This is a genomic window from Brevibacillus sp. NRS-1366 (assembly GCF_050467985.1).
Genome location: NZ_JBITPN010000069.1, coordinates 1 through 21,427 on the forward strand (window position 1 = coordinate 1; position 21,427 = coordinate 21,427).

Here is a 21,427-nt window from a genome sequence, read left to right on the forward strand (position 1 = left end):
AGCCTGGTTAAGGCTTATTTGACATGTTTATTTTTAAGAAAACAAATTAACGACTCTTGAAAATAAGAGATTCCATCACTAAATTCCAAAATGAAGGTTCTTAGCTTGATGGGCATGTGGCGGGACCCCTATACAAGCGAGCAAAAGGCATGTTGCTGCGGCAGCATGCTTTTTTTAAAAAAAATGCTACCCCAAACGAGTCACTATCTACTCGTCTTGGGTTTCTTTTTGTTTGAAGGATTTATCAGGCTGCTGACTAATGTTTATTATGGAGCCTAGTTAATTGTTGACAGACCCGTAATTTATATATGAGACAAACCTTTAACTAGTGTTGAAATACTCTCCTTAGAAAAACTCGCTAAACATGAATCTTTATTGTACATACTCCAATAAATTTCAATACCTAGTAAAAAAGATACTATTTTTTCAACATAATAATCTATTGATATATTATTGTTTAAAGCACTAGTTTTTTTACCAAATTCTATGATTTTTATTAAGCACTTATACAATTCTCTATTTTTGTCTAAGAATATACTCTTACTTTCATCAGAAAAGAGGTTAATACATAATGCACGTAAAATCTCCTTACCAAATTTTTCTATTTCTTGATATGATAAAAATATAAATTCTCTTATCATATCATTAAAATTATTTATATCTTTTACTTTTGAATATGCCTCTAAATAAAATATATCTGACTTTTTAAAAGTATATAAAAGTAAATTCTCTTTAGAATTAAAATGGTTGTAAAATGTTCCTTTTGCAACACCTGCAGAAGTTGTTATATCTTCTACTAATACATTTTCAAAACCTTTTTCCTTAATCAATTTAAGTGCACTATTATATATTTTTTCTCTTGTAACAAGTGCTTGTTCCTGCCTTTTATTATTATTTTCATTAAGCCTGTTTACCAATTGCCCTTTCCTTACCTTTATATCTTTCATTTTATTCATGAGATCCCCTCTTTATATTTTCTTAGCAAATTATTAAAAAATCCTGTTTAATTTATTAACTCAACTTTCGCAGCTCAAATTAGGCAGATAACCTGTAGTGGACCCCATTGTCAAGACAAAATTTTAAAAAAGGTAAGCTACTAATCCACCTCATTGAGAGCATTATGTCTGTCAATTTTGGCCTATGCCGAGCTTGACATGGAGCCTCTAGCGGGCATGATTTCTCGCGATTGGGCGATGCTGGAATTCATGCATCGCGCGCCTATCCAGCTTATCATGCCCGCCCTCCATGTAAAGCCCTTTGTCGGAACAGTCTTGAATTAACCGATTTGATCCATGGTGTGAGCCATAACTCAGCGGGCCTGGCATAGCCCAAAGACTGGTTAGGTCGGACACGGTTATAATCGTCTATGTAAGCTCGAATGTCTCGATAAACCTCCTTTGGTATCGTGTATGTGTGGTAGTAGAGTTTCTCCCATTTCAAACTACGAAAGAAGCGTTCCGTGATGACGTTGTCTGTGGCTCTGCCTTTCCCATCCATGCTAACGGCTATGCTGTTGTTCTGAAGTAGGCTGATGTAGTCGCTACTAGTAAAATGGCTACCCTGGTCACTGTTGAGAATCTCAGGCTTACCGGTCGCAAATGCTCGCTTCATTACTTATGGGTCCATTATAACCCTTGATGTAGCTATGTAAAACCTGCCATCCAAAGCTGGAGTTGTGTTTGAATAAGTTTTGTGATCTTTTTGTTGGTCTTTTGAGCAATGTCTTCTATGAGATGAATGAGTTGCTTTAAGGCAACCGTCCAATCCAATTGGCTCACTTCATCGCAGAGCAGATGGAATAACCCGCCTAGTGTATGCGGATCGGTGCTTTGTCTGTGTTGCCATGCCAGCATGATGTATCGGGAGAAGACAATCAATCGTTGTATGACTGATCAGCAGATCATAGGATCGGCGATGGAACTCTTTTTGCAACCGCAATAGTGATTTGGCGCACTTGAAGAATACCTCAATGTCCCAACGGATGCCGTAGATCTGGATGACCTCTTCTTCCGTCAAGAAGCAATCCGTACACAAAATGGCTAGCCACTCCTTTTTATTCGAGCGGTGGCGCACAAACACCATGATGACAGGAATGCCCGTAGACAGTTCTGTTCGGATGGAACGGAGAATGCCTTTCTTCCTTCCTTGCACAGGCGTTGCTGCGAAATTCCTGTAACGATAGGCGATGCTGACCGACGAGGTAGCGTTTATTGTCTGCCTTGAACATTCCGATCACGTCTAAACCTCGCGTAAGAACCGCTTGGATTAATGGAGTGTGCGTAAACCAACTGTCATGAGTACGTAAGAGGCGCTCATGCCTGTAGCGATAGCACGATCGATCATGGTCGGAATGTCTTCCGGAGCAGGCAATAACGCTTCTAAGCGGCGCTTGTAGCCCGACGTCCGCTTGTCGATTCCCTCCATGATTCCGTTGATTTGAGACTTTAGGGAAGCGGGCAAGGAAAAGTCAACCGAAATAAACGTGTGACCGTCTGACCATCCCAGCGTGAGCATGCGAAAGCCTTTGTAATAGCAGCCTGTCGCATGGTCTTTGAATCGAGATAGCATCTCGACAGACTTGCTGTTGCGTTCAAACATGGAATCATCGACCACAAAAACCGATAAGCGGTTATTTGATGTGAGGGCTTGCACCTTGTTCACGGTGGAACAACTGAGCAGTGTCAAAAAACGACGCCACGCATAACCGCTATTGTTGAGGAAGCGATACACCTCATCCTTGCCGGGAAATGTCTTGCCTTTTTCCGCTTTCCAGCAAGCGAAACCAGTTCTTTTGATGAAAGAAGAGGACAAGTACAAGCTGGAATAGATAAGAGCAGGTAAAGCCGAATTTTTTTTAATCCCTGCGGTTTTCAAGTGGTGCATCACTTTCAGTTCTTTACATGCCTTCTTGATTTCTGCAGGGAGTTGATTCTGTTGTTGCTTTTGCTCTAGAGGACACCTCTTCTGTATGGTAGTGATTGCTTTAACACTTTCACTTTATCAAACGGAGCGGTGTTTTTCATATTTTCAAGGAGCATTCAAAAATCGGTTTTAAGCTAGCTATACCAAGGCTTTACGCTCATTTTCGCTCTGGTTGAGTAGACGTGAGCCTCACAGATCCGTACGTGCCCAATTAAGGCATACGGCTCCTCGTATCATCCTTTACAAAGTTGCAATGATCAGCCATAGATATTCACATGAATTATGGGCTCTGGTAGAGGAGTGCGCTTCAGAAAGAGATTACATTTGTCATACGTGAAGCTTTTTCTCGGGCATCTGCGATTTAGCCATTTAAATACCGCTTTGGTGATCTGAAATTTGAATACGGACAGCGCCCGGCTATTATCAGTTATCCCGTAATGGCGGTAATATCTTATCAGCTTGGCCCGTATTGTTTTCATTAACTCCTTCACGTCCTTCAGAAAGCGCCACATTAGCCTATGAATAGTAGGGTCTGCTATTCTTGCTCCAAGGAATTTAATGAGCCATTCATGATTGACCTTCGTGAAGAAGCTGCGGATGTCGGCATCTACGATGTAGCTGGTTTTCCATACTCGATGATGGGATTCAATGCTTTCAATGTGTCATGACAGCTTCTACCCGGTCGGAAGCCGTATGATAGGTTTAGAAAGTCTTTCTCGTAGATGGCCTGTAAAATCTTGTTCAGTCCTAGTTGCACGATTTTGTCCTCGTAAGAAGGGATGCTAAGCGGACTTTTGCTTTTCTCATCCTTGGGTATATACGTTCTTCTTACGGGCTGTGGCCGGTAACTTTTCCTCTTTAGCCGTTCTATCAAGTATTTGATGTTTGATTCCAGATTTTCTTCATACGCTGCCTTCGTGACTTGATCGACACCTGTTGCTTTACTACCGACCAGTTTCTGATAGCATTGTGTTAGCAGTTCCTCGTTCAGGAGGTGATACAGCGATGTGAATTGCACGTCTGGCATTTCCTTTGCAATCTCTGCTATTCTTGCTAGTTTTGTTTGCTTTTTCGGTCTACCCCTGTGTGTAGAAAATGTGTCCTTTACAAGATCGATGATATTTCACTGCCTTCCCTTCGCCAGCGTTTCCCGTTTCATCAGTAGTACGCAGTGATCCGACTCCCTATCCATCATTTGACATTCTCCCTTGTAATCGGTTGTTTGTCATACTTCCTGTCCGAAGAAGGGGGCAGGGTCTCGCAAGTTGCTGTGAAGTCATTGTAGAGCATGCCTGGCTCTTCGACCCCCGGGAGAGCTCATTCATCCTTGCCTTTAACGTTTGAATGAGTGTTGTCTTCCGTACTTTCGAAAACGTCGACCTCTCCGGGTTACTCTTTTCGAACCTCAATCACTTTCAGGCCTGCTACCTGGCTGTCTACGCTTAACGTCTGAAATTACTTCCAGTCGTCCAAGACTCGCTATTGGTGGCTTGGCTTTAGCCTTTCCAAGCAGGATTTCCACCTGCTAAACTTCACAACCTAGGCTTGGTCGTACCGAAAGTTGAGTTATATAATCTCACGCAAAATAAAATAATAAAAATTGTCAATGTTTCATTTGACTATTCTGACTTTTTTGCGTAAGATTTAAATGACTAATAGTCACTGACTGATAGTCATTTAATATTAGCATAAGTTTTATTTTTACCACATCATTGTAAGCGGATACACAATTTTTAAAAAATATTTTATAAAAGGAGGATGAATAATTGGTTAAGGAAATTAAATGGACGAAGATTTTAAACTATATCGGCGCGATTTTAGCTTTTTGTATTGGAGCAGGTTTCCCACAGGGCAGGAAATCACACAATTCTTTGTATCATATGGATATTTGGGTTTTGCAGATATTTTAATATCACTAGTTTTATATCTTTATATGTGTTCATCTTTTATGTGTATAGGAAAGACTTCAACTTTTAAACAAGCAAATGATGTCACTAGCGTTGCATTAATTATTTGAAATGATTCATAACCCTCACAATGTTCGGTATTCATGAGTCCACGGCACAAAAAAATCCTTTACACAGGAAAGGTCAGATTGTTCCTGTCCAAATCCAACATAAAGGATCGACCATGGACAAAAATACCCTATTTTCTTCATTTGGTAAATATGTTTCACCGATCAATATTGTGAAACTTCAACAAGGTATTGACCAAATTGGCCAGGATAAGTACGTGAAAAAGCTGACAACGAAAGCGTACCTTCTTCTGTTTTTACATGCTCAACTCCAGCAACGAGAAGGACTTCGGGCAATTGCAGACGATGTATGTTCAAAGGAATTTCAACGGACGCTCGGACTGTCATCCATCAGCCTCTCCCAACTGAGTCGCAAAAATAATCAAGTAGAGCCAGCTTTACTTGAAGAAATCCTCATCGACCTTGTCGGGCAAATTCAAAGGCTATCGAGCAGCGCTTACTCCTTGCGAACAGACATCAAGATTATCGATTCGACGACCATCGGGTTATTCTTGCAGAAGTACAAATGGGCAGCCTCCCGAAAATCCAAGGCAGGAATCAAGATTCATCTTCGGCTCGTCTTTGCCAACCAACAGGATGTGTACCTGGAAAAAATCACCATTACCCCCACCAAGTCCAACGACCGTACGCAAATGGAATCGCTGGTTGAAGCAATCGGAGCCATGTACGTCTTTGATCAAGGATACGTGGATTATGAGAAGTTTGATGACCACACGGACAAAGGTATCTTTTTCGCTTCTCGTCTCAAAGATAACGCTGAAATCCGTCATTTGTATGCTTTCAAAATCCCTCTAGAAACTGCTGTTTTATCGGATTCCATGATTCTGCTTGGAACGCCGCAAAAACGGGTGGATAACGTGTTGCGACTGATTGAAACTCTGGATTCGAAAGGAAATCACATTCGGATCATTACGAATCGATTCGACCTGGAGGCAGAGGAACTCAGCGACATCTACCGCTGCCGTTGGCAAGTTGAGCTGTTTTTTAAGTGGATCAAACAGCACGTCAAGATTAAGAACTTCTATGGAACGAGTGACAAGGCAGTACAAAATCAAGTATTCATCGCTCTGATTGCCTACTGCTTGTTGCTCATTGTCAAATTGGAAAGGAACAGTCACCACAGTCTGTTACAAATCAGCAGATGGCTCAAGTGTTTCTCTGGCAGACGTTTGAGCAGTGGTTCGGCAGGATGAATTACCAGTCCAAGCGAACATCAAGAGGCCGCCAGAAAAGGAACTGAGTGTTGATTGTTGTTTCCGTTGTAAAAAATGCATAAAATCGCCAAATGGATAGTAGCTACCTCTTCCTTGTATGCTGTCGTTTTTGGCTTCGAAGTGAAAAGTATCATTCAGAATAGTTAGACAAGTAATGAACTCTATTTTAATGCAACGCTAGTGAATTCTATTTACAGAATTAAATAGTAGCAAAATGTACAATGTGGACGAGAACACGGGAGAAGAATATGAAGACAATTGTTGGAATCATCTTGAGTAGTATCGTGGTCAGCTCTATCTTCGCTATATTCAGTGAATTTGTTTACGTTACATTTGTAAGCGTTTTATTTTTAATCGGTTTGATCATGCTGGTTGTTTCTGGAAGCTTGGTCTTGCATGAGCAGGGGGCATTTCGCATCACCCACTACTCCTTTAAAAAAGTGCTTTCACTGCTTTTGCGCACATTCCGGCGAGGAGAAAAAGAAGCGCAGGATATAAAAGTAGAGGACTTTTTGCAGGTGAAAAGGAGCGCATTCTTACCATTAGTGATTACAGCCGCTGTGATTCTTGTGATCCTCAGTATTGGATTGGGCTATTTATCGTAAAAATTGGTTACCTACTGATGTTACTGACGGTATGGGGGGCTCTCTTTGATCAAATACATCATACAGAGGATTATTTATCTGGTTGTCACCTTATTCTTCATCATTTCGATCACGTTCATCTTGCTTCAGTTTATGCCGGGGTCACCGTTCAATGATATCAAGCTGAGCACGGAACAGAAGGCGATGTTGAATCAAAAGTACGGACTTTCTGACCCGCTCCCCGTTAAATATGTTCGCTATGTCAACAACGTGCTGCACGGGGATTTAGGCACTTCCTTCAAATATAACAATCAGCCTGTCAGCAAGATGATTATGGAACGGTTAAAGCCTTCCGCGCTGATCGGTGCACAAGCGCTTGTACTCGGGGCAGTCGTCGGTATTATCCTTGGTTCGGTAGCTGCCTTTAAAAGAAACTCGATTTGGGATCATGTAACGACCTTGTTTGTCGTCGTGGGTGTCTCTATTCCTTCCTTTGTTATTGCGGCGCTGATGCAGTACTATGTGGCGGTTGTCCTCAGAGCCGTTCCGGTTCTATACATAGAAGGTAATTTTGCCTCAACAATCCTTCCGACGATCGCACTTGCTGTACTCGTGATTGCCTCGACAGCAATCTACATGAGAACGGAATTAATCGAAGTACTAAAATTTGATTTCATCTTACTCGCCCGATCAAAGGGATTGTCACGGACGTCCATCGCTGTCAAACATGCGCTGCGAAATGCGCTGATCCCGGTAATCACGATTCTTGGGCCGTTAGTGGTTGGCTTAATCTCAGGTTCAACCGTAGTGGAGCGAATATTTGGGGTTCCTGGCCTTGGCAATCTCATTGTCACATCGATCCAGACCAATGATTACTTTGTCATTTTAGGTGAGGGATTGGTGTTCAGCTTTCTGTTTTTATTCGTAATGCTCATCGTTGATATTTTATACGGAGTCATCGATCCGAGAATCAGATTGGCAGGTGATAGTGAATGATAAATAAACTCAAAGTTACCCGAGACATGTTTACATCTGCCGACGTAAATCAGTCCCTGCAAGAAAAAATCGAGCGGGAAAGCCTCACCTTTTGGCAGGATGCCATCATCCGGATCAGGCAAAATAAGGCCGCTGTTGTCAGTTTTTTTGTAATCGTCATCACGATGCTGTTCGCAATCATTGCGCCAATCGTCGGATCGTATTCCTATGACGAACAAATTGAACCGTTAAAGACCTACATGAAGCTGCCACCAAGAATACCGGTCGTCGAAAAGCTGGGGATTTTTGATGGCTTTGATAAAAATGGTCAGGATGTCTACGCCCAGAGGGGCATAAAAGACAAGTATTTCTGGTTTGGGACAGATGATCTGGCCCGCGACCTGTGGGCGCGCGTCTGGTATGGCGTGCGGATATCGCTGTACATCGGATTTTTGGCTGCTGTCATCAATATCTTGATCGGCGTCACCTATGGTGGCATATCGGGTTACAACGGGAGACAGGTCGATGTCATCATGATGCGGATCATGGAGATTATCGGCGGGATTCCCGATCTGGTTGTGCTGATCTTGTTCCTGCTGTTCTTCAAACCAGGCATTGTCACGATGTCGATTGCCATGGTTCTGACTTGCTGGATGGGCATGGCTCGTGTGACACGGGCACAGATTTTAAAGATTAAAAACCAAGAGTACATTTACGCGGCACGAATTCTGGGTGCGACGCCTTTGCAGTTAATTATGCGCCATATGATTCCAAACACGATTCCGACAATCATCATCGTGATCATTTTTACGATCCCCAACGCGATTTTTTATGAAGCGTTTCTCGCTTTCATCGGACTTGGGCTTCCTGCACCAGAGGCTTCTCTCGGTGTCCTGATCAATGACGGATACAAATTTTTGCGGACATATCCGTACATGATGCTGATCCCCACATTTGTCTTAACGGTTCTGATGTTGTGCCTAAACATATTCTCCAATGGCGTCAGGGATGCAGTCGATCCGAAAATGCGTAATTAACTTGAAGGGGGGAGAGGTCGATGAAAAAAATCATTGAGGTGGAGGATTTACGTGTGTCCTTCCAGATTCATGGAGGTGAAGTACAGGCCGTTCGCGGCATCACGTTTGATCTGCATGAAGGGGAGACGCTGGCGATTGTCGGCGAGTCAGGTTCGGGTAAATCAGTGACCACGAAAGCATTAATGGGGCTGATCGCTGCCAATGGAAAATTGACGAGCGGCTCGATTCGATTCATGGGCACTGACTTGGTGCGACTTAGTGAAAAGGAGCTGCAGTCCTACAGGGGAAAAGAGCTGGCGATGATTTTTCAGGATCCGATGACCTCGCTCAATCCGTGCATGACCATTGGCAGTCAGATTGCGGAAGGCATCATCAAGCATCAACGTGCCAGCAAGCAGGAAGCGAAAGCAAAAGTGCTGGAGCTGATGCGACTGGTTCAAATCACCGACCCCGAAAAGCGGTATAAACAGTATCCCCACCAATTTTCCGGAGGGATGCGGCAAAGAATCGTGATCGCGATTGCACTCGCCTGTAACCCCAAGGTGTTGATTTGTGACGAGCCGACGACAGCGCTCGATGTCACGATACAGTCGCAAATCCTCGATTTGATCAAGGATCTGCAGAAACAGACGGGTGTTGCCGTTATTTTTATCACGCATGACCTCGGGGTTGTGGCCAATATCGCCGACAGAGTCGCTGTGATGTACGCTGGGAAAATCATCGAGATTGGTACCTCTGAGGAAGTGTTCTATACGCCTCAACATCCGTATACATGGGGGCTGCTGGCTTCAATGCCAAGTCTGGAAGCATCTGATGAAGACCTGTACTCGATCCCAGGTACTCCGCCTGATCTGGTACATCCACCAAAGGGCGATGCATTTGCCCTGCGCAGTGATTACGCGATGAAAATTGATTTTTTGGCAGAACCTCCCTTGTTCAAGATTTCCGATACGCATTATGCGGCAACCTGGCTTTTGCATGAATATGCGCCAAAAGTAGAACGCTGCCGATCATCAAGACGTTTACCGAAAAAATTCGGAGTGGTGAATTGACATGGAAAACCGCGAACCAATCCTAGAAGTAACCCGTCTCAGCAAGCATTTCAAGCTTGAAAAACGAGCTGTTTATAAAGCTGTTGATCAGGTTTCCTTTCAAATTTTCAAAGGAGAAACCTTTGGCTTGGTGGGTCAATCCGGCTCGGGTAAATCGACAACCGGCCGGATGATGATCCGCTTGTATGATGCGACAGATGGGGAAGTGAGCTTTAACGGGAAAGTGATCAGCGGCAAATTATCCAAAGAAGAACGAAGGCACCTCAACAAAAAAATGCAGATGATCTTTCAAGACCCTTATGCTTCGCTTGACCCGCGGATGACCGTAATGGACATTATCGCAGAGGGTATTGACTACCACGGCTTGGCAGCAAATCCAAGCAAACGCGCGGAGAAAGTATACGCCTTGCTGGAGACGGTTGGACTGAACCGAGAGCACGCGAACAGATATCCGCACGAGTTTTCGGGTGGACAGAGACAGCGGATCGGCATTGCCCGAGCGCTGGCCGTTGAACCGGAATTCATGATTTTGGATGAACCGATTTCTGCCCTGGATGTGTCGATTCAAGCACAAGTGATCAATTTATTGAAAAAGATGCAAAGAGAGCTCAATCTTACCTACTTGTTTATTGCCCATGATCTGGCGATGGTCAAGTACATCAGCAGCAGGGTAGGCGTCATGCACAAGGGACGACTGGTCGAATTGGCCGAAACCAAAGAACTGTATGCCAATCCGCTACACCCGTACACAAAGTCACTGTTGTCGGCCATTCCTGTACCTGATCCGCTCAAGGAACGGGCTCGCAAGCGAATCACCTATGACCCATCCATCCACAAATACGATGTTGAACAGCCTGTGTGGGCAGAGGTTACTCCGGGGCATTGGGTACTGTGCTCAGAGCGTGAGCTGGCACAGTACAGAAGCGACCTGGCGCTGGTAGCTTCCCAGACAAGCAAGAAAGGAGAGCAGAGCGGGAAAAGTAAGGAGCAATAAAAGAGTCATACGCGCAACGAAGACGCGACGTAGTCACGTTTTCGAAAAACAGTGTTGAAATAAGTAAACCGATGGACAGGGTTACATAAGGGGGAGCACACTTGAGAAAATTTTCTGTGGCATTTTTCATCTTTATCCTTTCCGTTTCTCTCATTACTGGATGTTCCAGTTCCAGCACACCGCCAGATCAAACCAGTAAGGAACCGCAAACCACTCAAGAAACGCAGGGGAAGAAGGTCCTCAGGCTTTCTGTTAGTTCAGACCTGACGACATTGGATTCCAGTCTCGCTGTGGATGTACAAGCCTTTGACGTTATCGGCAATACGAATCTCGGTCTGTTTACCTTAGAAGGGGGCAACAAGATCGGCAATGGTATGGTTGAAAATTATAAGAAAAGCGACGATGGCTTACAGTACGTCTTTACACTGAGAAAAGATGCCAAATGGTCGAACGGTGACGCGGTAACAGCGCATGACTTCGAGTTCTCCTGGAAGCGTATGGCTAATCCTAAAACAGGTTCGCAAACTACGTTTCTTCTGGAAACAACCCGAATGAAAAACGCTTCAGCCATCCTTAAGGGTGAAAAACCGGTTGAGGAATTGGGCGTCAAAGCTACAGACGACTATACGCTAGAGGTAGAGCTTGATTCTCCGGTACCGTTCTTTTTGAGCGTCATCACCTCTCCGATCTTCTCACCAATCAACGAAAAGTTCTTTAACGAGAAGGGCGATAAATATGGTACCTCAATCGATAATTTGCTTTTCAGCGGCCCCTATGTCCTGAGCAAGTGGCAGACGGAATATGAATATGTCCTTACCAAGAACGAACAGTATTTTGATAAAGCCAATGTTGATATCGACGCAATTCACTTTAAGGTTGTCAAAGATCCCAATGCCAATTTGAATTTGTATGAGACTGGCGAGCTTGACAGTATCCAGCTCGTAGGCGAGCAAGCCGCGCAATATCTCGATGATCCAAATGTAGTGACCAGCAGTACCTCATACGTCAACATCCTTGACTTGAACCACAAAAACAAAATCTTTAGCAATGTCAGCGCACGCAAAGCATTTGCGTACGCCATCGATAAGACGTTCATCGCTGAAGAAATCCTGAAGGATGGTGCCAAACCAGCCGACTATTTCATCCCTGACAACTTTGTCAAAGGTCCGGATGGCAAGGAATTCCGTGAAACGGCAGGCACGTATAACCACTTTGATCCGCAAAAAGCAATGGAGTATTGGACAAAGGCAAAACAAGAGCTAGGCGTTGACAAGATTGAAGTGAAATTATCTACGAGCGACAATGACACGAGTAAAAAGATTGCTGAGTATGTTCAATCCCAACTGGAAAAGAACCTGGAAGGTTTAAAAGTGTCGATTGAACAGGTTACGCTGAAAATCCTCACTGATAAGCAGCTTGGCGGTGATTATGATTTCGCCTACGCCGGATGGGGCGCAGATTATGCTGACCCTCTAACCTTGCTGACGATTTACTTGAGCAACAATGAAATAAACACGGGAAAATATAAGAATCCGGAGTACGACAAGATTATTCAGAGTGTTCAACAGGTACCGTTGGCGACCAACCCTGAAGAGAGATGGAATGAATTGCAGAAAGCTGAAAAAATTCTGATGGAAGATGACGCAGTGATCATCCCGATCGTGCAAAAAGGAAAGCTTACCTTAACCAATCCGTATGTGAAGAATATGCAGCTAAATACGTTTTCCCCTTCCTATTACTTTAAAAATGTAAAAATCGAAAAGTAGTGGAGACGCTTAACTGAAAGGAGTAGGTCCGGTGAATAAATCGAAATCTTTGCCAAAACGGAGCGAAGTCCCAGCAGAGTTCAAATGGAAGCTGGAGGATATCTACCCGAATGATACAGCTTGGGAACAAGATGTAGAAAAGGTCAAGGAAATGATTGGGCAGATTCAGGCAAAAGCTGGTACGCTGTCACAGTCAGGCAAGCAACTGCTCGACACGCTTGCCCTTCAAGATGAACTAACGAAGACAATCGATCAAGTATTCCTTTATGCCCTGATGCGCAGAGACGAAGACAATGCCAATGCCACGTATCAGGCTCTGACAGACAGAGCGACCAGTCTCAGTACAAAAGTTTACAGTGCGTTATCATACATTCAACCCGAAATTTTGGCGATTCCATCCGACGAATTGCACAAGCTGATCGAGAGTGAATCAGGACTGGCTCACTACCGTATGCTCTTGGATGAGATTGAACGACAAAAACCACATACGCTTTCCACAGCAGAAGAAGCCTTGCTTGCAGAAGTAAGTGAAGTGACAGGAGCGCCATCAAATATTTTTGACATGCTCAACTACGCGGACATCAAGTTCCCGATGATCAAAAATGAAGCAGGGGAAGAAGTAGAGCTGACTAAAGGACGCTATACCCAGTTTCTGGAGAGCAAGGATCGTCGGGTACGGAAGGAAGCGTTTGAAGCCCTGTATGCAACCTACGGGCAATACCGCAATACGTTAGCAGCTACCCTTACCGCGTCAGTGAAGCGGGCCGTGTTTTACGCGAAGGTACGCAAATACGAATCTGCCCGACAAGAGTCTCTGTTTGCAGATAATATTGACACCTCCGTGTACGACAACCTGATTTCAACTGTTCACGATCATTTGCCGTTGATGCATCGCTATGTCTCACTGCGCAAACAGCTTCTCGGCGTTGACGAACTGCATATGTACGATTTGTACGTGCCGATGGTTCCTGAGGTAGAGATGGAGATCCCTTACGATCAGGCAGTGGAGATGGTTAAAGTCGCAATGAAACCGCTTGGCCAAGATTACAGTGATGTGTTGGAAACAGGACTTACATCTGGATGGATTGACGTCTACGAAAATGAAGGGAAAACGAGCGGGGCATACTCATTGGGAGTATATACCACACATCCATACGTTTTGCTAAACCATCAGGACAATGCAAATAGCATGTTTGCTCTGGCCCATGAGATGGGACACGCGCTGCACAGCTACTATTCCAGCAAAAATCAACCATATACCTATGCCAGCTGTCGCATCTTCGTGGAAGAAGTGGCCTCTACATTAGATGAAGCGTTATTGATGCACTATCTGTTGGAAACGACAGACGACAAGCTAAAGCGGATGTATCTAATTAACTATTATCTGGAGCAGTTCCGTCGCACTGTGTTCCGTACGACGATGTTTGCAGAATTTGAGAAAATCATTCACGCAAACGTTGAGGCGGGTGAAGCCTTGACGACTGAAGGGGTGTGTGCCATCTATCGTGAGTTGAATGTCAAATACCATGGACCGGATATGGTGATCGACAGAGAAATTGATTTGGAATGGGGGCAGATCCTGCATTTCTACAAATACAATTTCTATTGTTACAAATACGCTACCGGATTCTCTGCGGCGACCTCGCTTTTCAAGCAAATCATTGAAGAAGGTCAACCAGCCACTGAACGTTATCTCAAATTCCTCAAGAGCGGTAGTTCCGACTATCCGCTGAATCTACTGAAAGGAGCAGGTGTCGATATGACTTCACCAGAGCCGATTCATGAAGCGCTTGCGGTCTTTAAGGATTTGCTTGATCAGATGGAAGAACTGGTTAAAGCATAAGCGATCAGATACTCTGTAAGTTAGAAATTCCACCTATTTAATTTGACTATTCTGATTTTTGAGTAAAATTTAAATGACTAACAGTCATTGACTTTTGGTCATTTAATATTAACATAGTTTTATTTTTCACATCAACGTAAGCGGATACACATTTCTCAAAAAAATATTTTATAGGAGGAATGACCAAACAGAATGGCGGCGCTTTTCAGTTTCCTCCATCAGCTTATGCTCAATCCGCTTCCCGGTCCACTGTGTTCGGATGCGATACAACCGGATGGAGATTACCCCGCTTGATCTCCTGCGTCTCTTGGAGCCGACCAGAGGGGAAATCCTGTTCCAAGGGAGGGATATCAGCAAATTAGACAAAAAAGCGATGCATGCTGTTCGTCGTAATATGCAAATGGTATTTCAAAATCCGTTTGACACGTTAAACCCCAAGCTGAAGATCGGTCAGATCTTGACGGAGCCGTTGTTATCACACGGAATTCCCCGCGAACAGCGCCAAAGCATGTTGGAAGAGACGATTGAGATCGTCGGGTTAAACAAACGGCATCTGGGCCGCTATCCCCACGAGTTTTCCGGTGGACAGCGGCAGCGGATCGGCATCGCCCGCGCGTTGATGCTGCAGCCCAAGCTGATTATCGCCGATGAGCCTGTCTCAGCGCTAGATGTTTCGATCCAATCGCAAATCCTCAATCTGATGCAAGACTTGCAAGAGCAGTTTTCCCTGACCTACATTTTCATCTCCCATGACTTGAATGTAGTCGAACATATTTCCGACCGGGTCGCTGTGATGTATTTAGGTGAAATTGTCGAGTTTGCCGATAAGGACAAGTTGTTCCAACGACCGCTGCACCCATATTCACAAGCGCTTCTATCCGCTACACCCATTTCAGACCCAGACGAAAAACGCGAGCGAATCATTTTGCGCGGTGACTTGCCCTCTCCATCCAATCCGCCGCAGGGCTGCAAGTTTCATCCGCGCTGCCATGCCTGCATGGAGATTTGTCGGAGAGAAGCGCCGTCGTTACGGGAAGTAGATGGCAGGCAGGTTGCGTGCCATCTGTACTGATTTCGCTCTATGTATAGACCAAAAAAGAACAAAGCTTATTCTCTGAACAAAGCCAACCTCCCCCTAATTAAAATTGTTTTTTATCTGTTACGAATATAATAAAAAATGTAAAAGGATGTGTTTTCATGTTTGTATTAAAAGGACGAATTATCGATGGTACTGGAAATTCGGTTATAGAAAAAGGAGTTGTTGTTGTAGAAAAAAACAAGATTAAGCTTGTATGTAAGGAGTACGAATACAGAACCCCAGAGGGCGTAGAAGTCATTGAGGTAGAAGACGGAACGATTATGCCTGGATTTATTGATCAACACGTTCATCTAGGGATGGGAACCGTAAATTCTATGCTTATGTATACAATGACTCCCTATGAAAAAACATGTCAAGCTGTCTGGGATATGGAGAAATTAATTGAGGCCGGATTCACTACTGTTAGAGAACCAGGAGGATTCGCTCATCAACTGAAAGGACCAATACAAAAAGGTTTGGTTAACGGACCAAGAATTTCAGCGAGTGGTAAAATTCTTACACAAACAGGTGGACATGTTGACGTGTACAAAAAATTTCCGATTGAATTAAATGAAGTAACCCTATTAGGAGTGATAGCAGATGGAACCGATGCTGTAAGGCAGGCAGCAAGAATGCAATTCAGAGAAGGAGCAGATTTCATTAAGACATGCACAACTGGCGGAGTAACGTCTCAAGGAAATACCAATACAGCTAGCCAGTACAGTATTAGCGAAATAAAAGCAATGGTCGAGGAAGCAGAAATGCATGGTTCTTATGTAGCAGCTCATGCTCAAGGTACAAGAGGAATAAAGAATGCATTAGTTGCAGGCGTAAAATCGATTGAGCATGGGATGTTTATGGATGAAGAATGTATTGAACTTATGGTGAAAAATGATGCATGGTTAGTTCCGACATTCTCAATCGCTCACATGTACATGGAGAACATAGATACATTGCCAGAATGGGTAGTACCTAAAATTAAAGCATCATACGAAGCGCACTATAAATCGTTTGAAATGTGTCACAAAGCAGGAATCAAGATAGGATATGGATCAGACTTTTTAGGAGATCCGTCTATTTGTCCGTATGGTAAAAATAGCATGGAATTTGAACGATTGGTTCATGCAGGTATGAGCCCAATGGAAGCAATTGTAGCAGCGACAAAGACAGGTTCTGAAATAATTATGAGAGCCGATGAGGTAGGAACCTTGGAAGAAGGCAAACTGGCTGATATTACAATCGTTACAGGTAATCCGCTAGAAAATATCAATCTACTGACAGACGCAGATAATATAAAAATAGTAATTATTGATGGAAAAATAAGAAAAAACACTCTAAATGAAAACAAAATAAATAGTATCGTTGTCTGAATGATGATGCAGCACCCCCTGTGAAAGCCTGAGGCAATCGAGGCATTGCAGAAATAATGTCGGCAACCAAGCATTAGTGCGCAAGGAATCGGGATAGCAGAGATGGTAACGATTTTGAAAGAGTTGATTGCACAAGCGAATGGCGAATGGAAGGTGCTGGATGATTGTGGCGGCAATCCGGTCATTTATGCAGTGTTTGAGCCTTCCGCAAATGGCAATCCGAACAAAAACCATCTTGTTTTACAACCATTACGATGTACAGCCTCCTGAACCGCTTGAGGAGTGGCTGTATCCGCCATTCGGAGCAGAGATTCAGCGACAGCGATGCCCGGGATGCCTTTTTGTTTGAACCGACCATGACTGTCAGCGGATTTGAAAGCGGCTACACAGGCCAGGGAGCGAAAACGATTTTGCCGAAGCGGGCGCAAGCGAAGCTGGATTGCCGGCTGGTTCCCGGACAAGAACCCGAAGACATTGCAAGCAAAATCCGTAGGCACCTGGATCAGCATGGATTCGAGGATGTTCGCACTCAAATCGTAAGCAGTCTGATGCCATTCCACTCGAATATCAACCATTCCTTTGTCAAAACCGCTATCGAGACGGCCAAACGAGTGTACGGAGCAGACAACATCGCTCTCTTGCCGAATTTTGCCGGATCAGGGCCAATGAGCCTGTTTGGCGAATACCTGGGTGAGGAGAAGCCGATCGTGTCCATCGGACATGATTTCATCTGAATTGGCTATGCCGGGGTGCAAATCAATCAAGCGCTGCGGTTGTTGGATGTGGAGCTATCCGACCGACGCAGTCACATCAAGTGGCTGGACGCTGGACGCCGGATGACGATGCTATAAGCGATGGGCAGACGACGGAAAACGTCGACGTATGCATCGATGCCGATCCGGACAATCGGCTGACGTACTCGTTTGGTCAGAATGAAACCGTGCTCGCATATGGGCCTATCATTTCCGGCGAGTGCATGACGACAGTGTGATCGCTGCCCGTTTTGCCGAAGGAGATACACTCGTCCCGGGCTTCTGGCTCGCCCCGGAAAAAGCAGGCAGACAACCGGTGATTGTCCATGGTCAACGCACGGAGCAAAAGGTGGTATTGATGGGGATTGATCCTACATTCCGCAACTATACGCCAGCAACGTTTCGCTTGATGGCGAATGCACTCTATTTTCTCGGTTACGAGGAAAGGTAAGGTAGATTGTCGGCAAAAAATGATCGGGAGGTCGGCAGCTTTGGCAAACGCGTTACTGGAGATAAAAGGATTACGCACAAACTTCATTACCGATCATGGCGAGATTCCGGCGGTAGATGGCTTGGATATCTGTATCGAGCAAAGAGAAGTATTGGGGATTGTTGTAGAATCGGGGTGCGGAAAAAGCGTCATGTCTCAATCCATTATGGGGCTGATTCCGCAGCCTCCCGGAAAAATCGTCAAGGGCGAGATTGCGTTTAAAGGGGAGGACCTCGCACACGCTTCGGAAAAGCGGATGAGAAAAATCAGAGGCAACGAGATTGCCCTGATCTTTCAGGAACCGATGACCTCGCTTAATCCGCTCTACACGATTGGCGACCAGATTGGCGAGGTGGTCAAGCTTCATCGGAGTGTAAAGAGCCAGTGTGCAAGGAACACTTGGAATTGCCACAGCCATTCTGGAAGCGGCAGGGTTAGGATTTTTGGGGATGGGTGCTGTGCCCCCCGAGCCTGAGTGGGGGAAAATGCTTGCGGATTCCAGGCAGTTCATTCAGATGCAACGTGGACATTGTTCTTTCCAGGGGTGGCGATCATGCTGACGGTACTGGGGTTTAATTTTATTGCGATGGATTGAGGGATGTACTTGACCCGCGGATGAAACATTGACAGAAGTAGAACCCCTCTGTTCCAATCTCTCAAATTGTCGTTAACAACGTAAAAGAGGACGAAAACGAGAGCCGTCTTGCAAAATGAAGTCAAGTGGCGGCTGTTCGTATTTCATATGACGGTTTGTCAGGCCAAGTGCGATAGAGCTTCCAAGAATGATTCGTAAGCGGTTTTCCAGCCCAAACAAATAACCGCCGCGACTACAATCTAGAGGAACCAGTTGCAAAAACGATGAGGTTTATCAGAAGAATTGCCGAGAAACAATTGACAACGAATTAGGAAACGAAACAAGATAAGCGAATCTAATCAGTAGACATTTCGGATTAGCACGATGCTTTGTGCTTGTACCATCTGACTTGCATAAACAAATGAAAGGGAAGACCTGGACACAGAAACGTCAGGCCTTTTTGTTTTGGAGTACGACTGTTGTCCACAGTTTGACGCTGAGGTTCCTCTTTAGCCGTTCTATCAAGTCTTTGATGTTTGATTCTAGATTTTCTTCATACGCTACCTTCGTGACTTGAACGACACCTGTTGCTTTACTACCGTCCAGTTCTCGATGGCATTGTGTCAGCAGTTCCTCGTTCAGGTGGTGGTACAGCGATGTGAATTGCTCGTCTGGCTTTTCCTTTGCAATCTCTGCTATTCTTGCTAGTTTTGCTTGCATTTTCGGTCTACCCCTATGTGTAGAAAATGTGCCTGCTACCTGGCTGTCTACGCTTAACGTCTGAAATTACTTCCAGTCGTCCAAGACTTGCTATTGGTGGCTTGGCTTTAGCCTTTCCAAGCAGGATTTCCACCTGCTAAACTTCACAACCTAGGCTTGGTCGCACCGAAAGTTGAGTTATATAATCTCACGCAAAATAAAATAATAAAAATTGTCAATGTTTCATTTGACTATTCTGACTTCCTTGTTTAAGATTTAAATGACTAATAGTCACTGACCGGTGGTCATTTGATATTAGCATAAGTTTTATTTTTACCACATCATTGTAAGCGGATACACAATTTTTAAAAAATATTTAATAAAAGGAGGATGAATAATTGGTTAAGGAAATTAAATGGACGAAGATTTTAAACTATATCGGCGCGATTTTAGCTTTTTGTATTGGAGCAGGGTTTGCCACAGGGCAGGAAATCACACAATTCTTTGTATCATATGGATACTTGGGTTTTGCAGGTATTTTAATATCACTAGTTTTATATCTTTATATGTGTTCATCTTTTATGTATGTAGGAAAGACTTCAACTTTTAAACAAGCAAATGATGTATTTAAATATTACTGTGGAAACGTAATCGGAACGTTTTTTGAATGGTATTCAATTATCTTATTATTCCTGATATTTATCGTTATGCTTTCAGGAGCGGGTGCTGTGTTTGATGAGTATTATGGGCTCCCAACTTACCTTGGTAGGCTTTTTTTAGCAATTACAGCAGTTATCACGGTTATATTTGGATTTAAAAGGATGTTAACAATAATAGGTTTCATTGGCCCCATTATTGTTGTAGGATGTCTTGTTATCTCAGTTTTTGCCTTTATTACAAATATTGACGGGTTTAGCACAGCAAACACGGTAGTTGCTAACACTAATATTGCAAAAGCATCCGGTAGTTGGTGGTTATCTGGAATTCTTTATGCCTCATTTATGTCAATATTGTTAGCAGCATTTTTAGCAGCAATGGGAGAGACTTCAACAAGTAAAAGAGAGGCTATTATCGGAGGAGCATTAGGAGGGGGTGCTTTTAGTATTGCAGTTGCTATAGTTGCATTTGGGTTATTTGTAAACATTGAGAAGATTTACAATAAATCCATTCCGTTGTTGTACCTTGCTAACGAACTCATTCCAATAATTGGTGCGATATTTGCAATAATCTTGTTAGCAGGTATCTACACAACAGCAGCTCCAATATTATGGTCTGTATGTATAAGATTTACAAAGGATAAATCCCAAGAAATGATCATGTTAGCTATAGCACTAACTACCATATCGTTCTTTATATCTTTTACTCCATTTGAAATGTTAGTTAATATTATATACCCTTCTTCAGGATGGCTCGGTATAGTTTTCTTGCTCTGTATGATTTTTAAGCAAGTTAAAAGTAGAGCCAACAGACTTGATAAGTATAATTCGAAAAATAAAGATTATTCAGTAAATAACCATAATGTTAATAGGAGCTGATATTTAATGCAAATTATCAAGGGTAATATACCTAAATTAGGGCCAATTTCTAACGCAGTAGTAAAAAATCATATGTTTTATACCGCAGTTGTTCCTGTTTACGAAAATGGATCAATTGAAATAGGAGATTTCAAAATTCAAGCAAAACTAGCATTTTCTAACCTGAAAAATTTGATTGAAGATGCTGGAGGATCGTTAAAAGATATTCTACAAGTAATTGTTTATCTAACTGACATAAATGATTCACAAAGCATGAACAAAATATGGAGTGAGTTTTTTTCTGAACCTTATCCAAATAGAGCAACTATAGGAGTCAATGAACTTGTAATACCTGGTATGAAAATTGAAATAGTTGCTACCGCTATGATAAATAGTCTCTCGGAGTTTGAGGGGAGGTAAGAGCGGAGATTAGCCAATCATAACTGGAAAATTGACTTGTTCGAACCCAAAGGGCAACCGTTTTTTTGAAAAGGGACCCTGCCGCTAGGCTACTACTGGGAATACAGG

The 21,427-nt window shown here is 43.7% G+C and carries 20 protein-coding genes and 3 pseudogenes; 18 read left to right on the forward strand and 5 right to left on the reverse strand.

The genetic code is table 11. The features are described from left to right. Positions 1–302 precede the first annotated feature (302 nt). The 4 genes and pseudogenes from ACIFQN_RS35280 to ACIFQN_RS35295 form a co-directional block, all read right to left on the reverse strand. Entirely contained in the window at positions 303–956 is a 654-nt protein-coding gene (locus ACIFQN_RS35280) for a TetR/AcrR family transcriptional regulator (RefSeq protein WP_429837714.1), read from the reverse strand. Between the two features lie 274 nt (positions 957–1,230). Beyond that, positions 1,231–1,611: a transposase gene (locus ACIFQN_RS35285; protein WP_429837715.1), complete on the reverse strand. Its 381-nt coding sequence runs from the start codon at positions 1,609–1,611 to the stop codon at positions 1,231–1,233. Then, positions 1,586–2,970, reverse strand: a pseudogene (locus ACIFQN_RS35290) (IS4 family transposase). Before ACIFQN_RS35290 ends, ACIFQN_RS35285 begins: the two are co-directional and overlap by 26 nt. Before the next feature lie 559 nt (positions 2,971–3,529). After that, the gene (locus tag ACIFQN_RS35295) at positions 3,530–3,940 is read right to left on the reverse strand and encodes a hypothetical protein (RefSeq protein ID WP_429837716.1); all 411 of its coding nucleotides are present in this window, start codon (positions 3,938–3,940) and stop codon (positions 3,530–3,532) included. A 748-nt stretch (positions 3,941–4,688) separates the two neighbouring features. Between ACIFQN_RS35295 and ACIFQN_RS35300 the strand changes: the two genes are divergently transcribed. The 16 genes and pseudogenes from ACIFQN_RS35300 to ACIFQN_RS35375 form a co-directional block, all read left to right on the forward strand. After that, on the forward strand, positions 4,689–4,832 hold the full coding sequence (locus ACIFQN_RS35300) for a hypothetical protein (protein ID WP_429837717.1): 144 nt from the start codon (positions 4,689–4,691) through the stop codon (positions 4,830–4,832). 220 nt (positions 4,833–5,052) lie between these two features. Continuing rightward, positions 5,053–6,150: an IS4 family transposase gene (locus ACIFQN_RS35305; protein WP_429837718.1), complete on the forward strand. Its 1,098-nt coding sequence runs from the start codon at positions 5,053–5,055 to the stop codon at positions 6,148–6,150. 269 nt (positions 6,151–6,419) lie between these two features. Next, positions 6,420–6,776, forward strand: a complete 357-nt coding sequence (locus ACIFQN_RS35310; protein WP_429837719.1) for a DUF3899 domain-containing protein — start codon at positions 6,420–6,422, stop codon at positions 6,774–6,776. A gap of 45 nt (positions 6,777–6,821) precedes the next feature. Beyond that, positions 6,822–7,751 (forward strand): ABC transporter permease, encoded by a 930-nt coding sequence (locus ACIFQN_RS35315; RefSeq protein ID WP_429837720.1) that lies wholly within the window; start codon positions 6,822–6,824, stop codon positions 7,749–7,751. Then, entirely contained in the window at positions 7,748–8,767 is a 1,020-nt protein-coding gene (opp3C, locus tag ACIFQN_RS35320) for an oligopeptide ABC transporter permease (protein ID WP_429837721.1), read from the forward strand. The genes ACIFQN_RS35315 and opp3C overlap by 4 nt, the downstream gene beginning before the upstream one ends. A gap of 20 nt (positions 8,768–8,787) precedes the next feature. Next, on the forward strand, positions 8,788–9,819 hold the full coding sequence (locus ACIFQN_RS35325) for an ABC transporter ATP-binding protein (RefSeq protein WP_429837722.1): 1,032 nt from the start codon (positions 8,788–8,790) through the stop codon (positions 9,817–9,819). 1 nt (position 9,820) lies between these two features. Beyond that, on the forward strand, positions 9,821–10,813 hold the full coding sequence (locus tag ACIFQN_RS35330; protein WP_429837723.1) for an ABC transporter ATP-binding protein: 993 nt from the start codon (positions 9,821–9,823) through the stop codon (positions 10,811–10,813). Positions 10,814–10,914: 101 nt separating this feature from the next. Then, positions 10,915–12,579 (forward strand): peptide ABC transporter substrate-binding protein, encoded by a 1,665-nt coding sequence (locus ACIFQN_RS35335; protein ID WP_429837724.1) that lies wholly within the window; start codon positions 10,915–10,917, stop codon positions 12,577–12,579. A 31-nt stretch (positions 12,580–12,610) separates the two neighbouring features. Further along, on the forward strand, positions 12,611–14,422 hold the full coding sequence (pepF, locus tag ACIFQN_RS35340) for an oligoendopeptidase F (protein ID WP_429837725.1): 1,812 nt from the start codon (positions 12,611–12,613) through the stop codon (positions 14,420–14,422). Between the two features lie 274 nt (positions 14,423–14,696). Further along, a complete protein-coding gene (locus ACIFQN_RS35345) occupies positions 14,697–15,494 on the forward strand; it encodes an ABC transporter ATP-binding protein (RefSeq protein WP_429837726.1) in 798 nt (265 codons plus the stop codon). A 125-nt stretch (positions 15,495–15,619) separates the two neighbouring features. Beyond that, positions 15,620–16,870, forward strand: coding sequence for an amidohydrolase family protein (locus ACIFQN_RS35350; protein ID WP_429837727.1), 1,251 nt, complete (start codon positions 15,620–15,622; stop codon positions 16,868–16,870). A 102-nt stretch (positions 16,871–16,972) separates the two neighbouring features. Continuing rightward, positions 16,973–17,140 carry a hypothetical protein gene (locus tag ACIFQN_RS35355; protein ID WP_429837728.1) on the forward strand — a complete coding sequence of 56 codons (168 nt, stop codon included), beginning with the start codon at positions 16,973–16,975 and terminating at the stop codon, positions 17,138–17,140. Positions 17,141–17,211: 71 nt separating this feature from the next. Further along, the gene (locus tag ACIFQN_RS35360) at positions 17,212–17,604 is read left to right on the forward strand and encodes a peptidase dimerization domain-containing protein (RefSeq protein ID WP_429837729.1); all 393 of its coding nucleotides are present in this window, start codon (positions 17,212–17,214) and stop codon (positions 17,602–17,604) included. A 253-nt stretch (positions 17,605–17,857) separates the two neighbouring features. Then, complete coding sequence (locus ACIFQN_RS35365) at positions 17,858–18,073, forward strand: hypothetical protein (protein WP_429837730.1); 216 nt, start codon at positions 17,858–17,860, stop codon at positions 18,071–18,073. 40 nt (positions 18,074–18,113) lie between these two features. Continuing rightward, positions 18,114–18,506: pseudogene (locus tag ACIFQN_RS35370) on the forward strand (ATP-binding cassette domain-containing protein); the annotation flags it as partial. Next, positions 18,499–18,739, forward strand: a pseudogene (locus ACIFQN_RS35375) (ABC transporter permease subunit); the annotation flags it as partial. The pseudogenes ACIFQN_RS35370 and ACIFQN_RS35375, both read left to right, overlap by 8 nt. A gap of 397 nt (positions 18,740–19,136) precedes the next feature. Here the strand turns inward: ACIFQN_RS35375 and ACIFQN_RS35380 are convergent. Further along, a complete protein-coding gene (locus ACIFQN_RS35380) occupies positions 19,137–19,406 on the reverse strand; it encodes a hypothetical protein (protein WP_429837731.1) in 270 nt (89 codons plus the stop codon). Between the two features lie 377 nt (positions 19,407–19,783). On the opposite strand from ACIFQN_RS35380, the gene ACIFQN_RS35385 reads away from it, so the two are divergent. Then, the gene (locus ACIFQN_RS35385; protein WP_429837732.1) at positions 19,784–20,920 is read left to right on the forward strand and encodes a YkvI family membrane protein; all 1,137 of its coding nucleotides are present in this window, start codon (positions 19,784–19,786) and stop codon (positions 20,918–20,920) included. Positions 20,921–20,926: 6 nt separating this feature from the next. Beyond that, a complete protein-coding gene (locus ACIFQN_RS35390; RefSeq protein ID WP_429837733.1) occupies positions 20,927–21,319 on the forward strand; it encodes a RidA family protein in 393 nt (130 codons plus the stop codon). The last annotated feature ends 108 nt before the right edge of the window (positions 21,320–21,427 follow it).

What these genes read in the sequence shown, in the direction of transcription:
- ACIFQN_RS35280 (WP_429837714.1), bottom strand. Translation starts at nt 956, where the DNA reads ATGAATAAAATGAAAGATATAAAGGTAAGGAAAGGGCAATTGGTAAAC.
- ACIFQN_RS35285 (WP_429837715.1), bottom strand. Translation starts at nt 1,611, where the DNA reads ATGAAGCGAGCATTTGCGACCGGTAAGCCTGAGATTCTCAACAGTGAC.
- ACIFQN_RS35305 (WP_429837718.1), top strand. Translation starts at nt 5,053, where the DNA reads ATGGACAAAAATACCCTATTTTCTTCATTTGGTAAATATGTTTCACCG.
- ACIFQN_RS35310 (WP_429837719.1), top strand. Translation starts at nt 6,420, where the DNA reads ATGAAGACAATTGTTGGAATCATCTTGAGTAGTATCGTGGTCAGCTCT.
- opp3C (WP_429837721.1), top strand. Translation starts at nt 7,748, where the DNA reads ATGATAAATAAACTCAAAGTTACCCGAGACATGTTTACATCTGCCGAC.
- ACIFQN_RS35325 (WP_429837722.1), top strand. Translation starts at nt 8,788, where the DNA reads ATGAAAAAAATCATTGAGGTGGAGGATTTACGTGTGTCCTTCCAGATT.
- ACIFQN_RS35330 (WP_429837723.1), top strand. Translation starts at nt 9,821, where the DNA reads ATGGAAAACCGCGAACCAATCCTAGAAGTAACCCGTCTCAGCAAGCAT.
- ACIFQN_RS35345 (WP_429837726.1), top strand. Translation starts at nt 14,697, where the DNA reads ATGGAGATTACCCCGCTTGATCTCCTGCGTCTCTTGGAGCCGACCAGA.
- ACIFQN_RS35350 (WP_429837727.1), top strand. Translation starts at nt 15,620, where the DNA reads ATGTTTGTATTAAAAGGACGAATTATCGATGGTACTGGAAATTCGGTT.
- ACIFQN_RS35355 (WP_429837728.1), top strand. Translation starts at nt 16,973, where the DNA reads ATGGTAACGATTTTGAAAGAGTTGATTGCACAAGCGAATGGCGAATGG.
- ACIFQN_RS35380 (WP_429837731.1), bottom strand. Translation starts at nt 19,406, where the DNA reads ATGCAAGCAAAACTAGCAAGAATAGCAGAGATTGCAAAGGAAAAGCCA.
- ACIFQN_RS35390 (WP_429837733.1), top strand. Translation starts at nt 20,927, where the DNA reads ATGCAAATTATCAAGGGTAATATACCTAAATTAGGGCCAATTTCTAAC.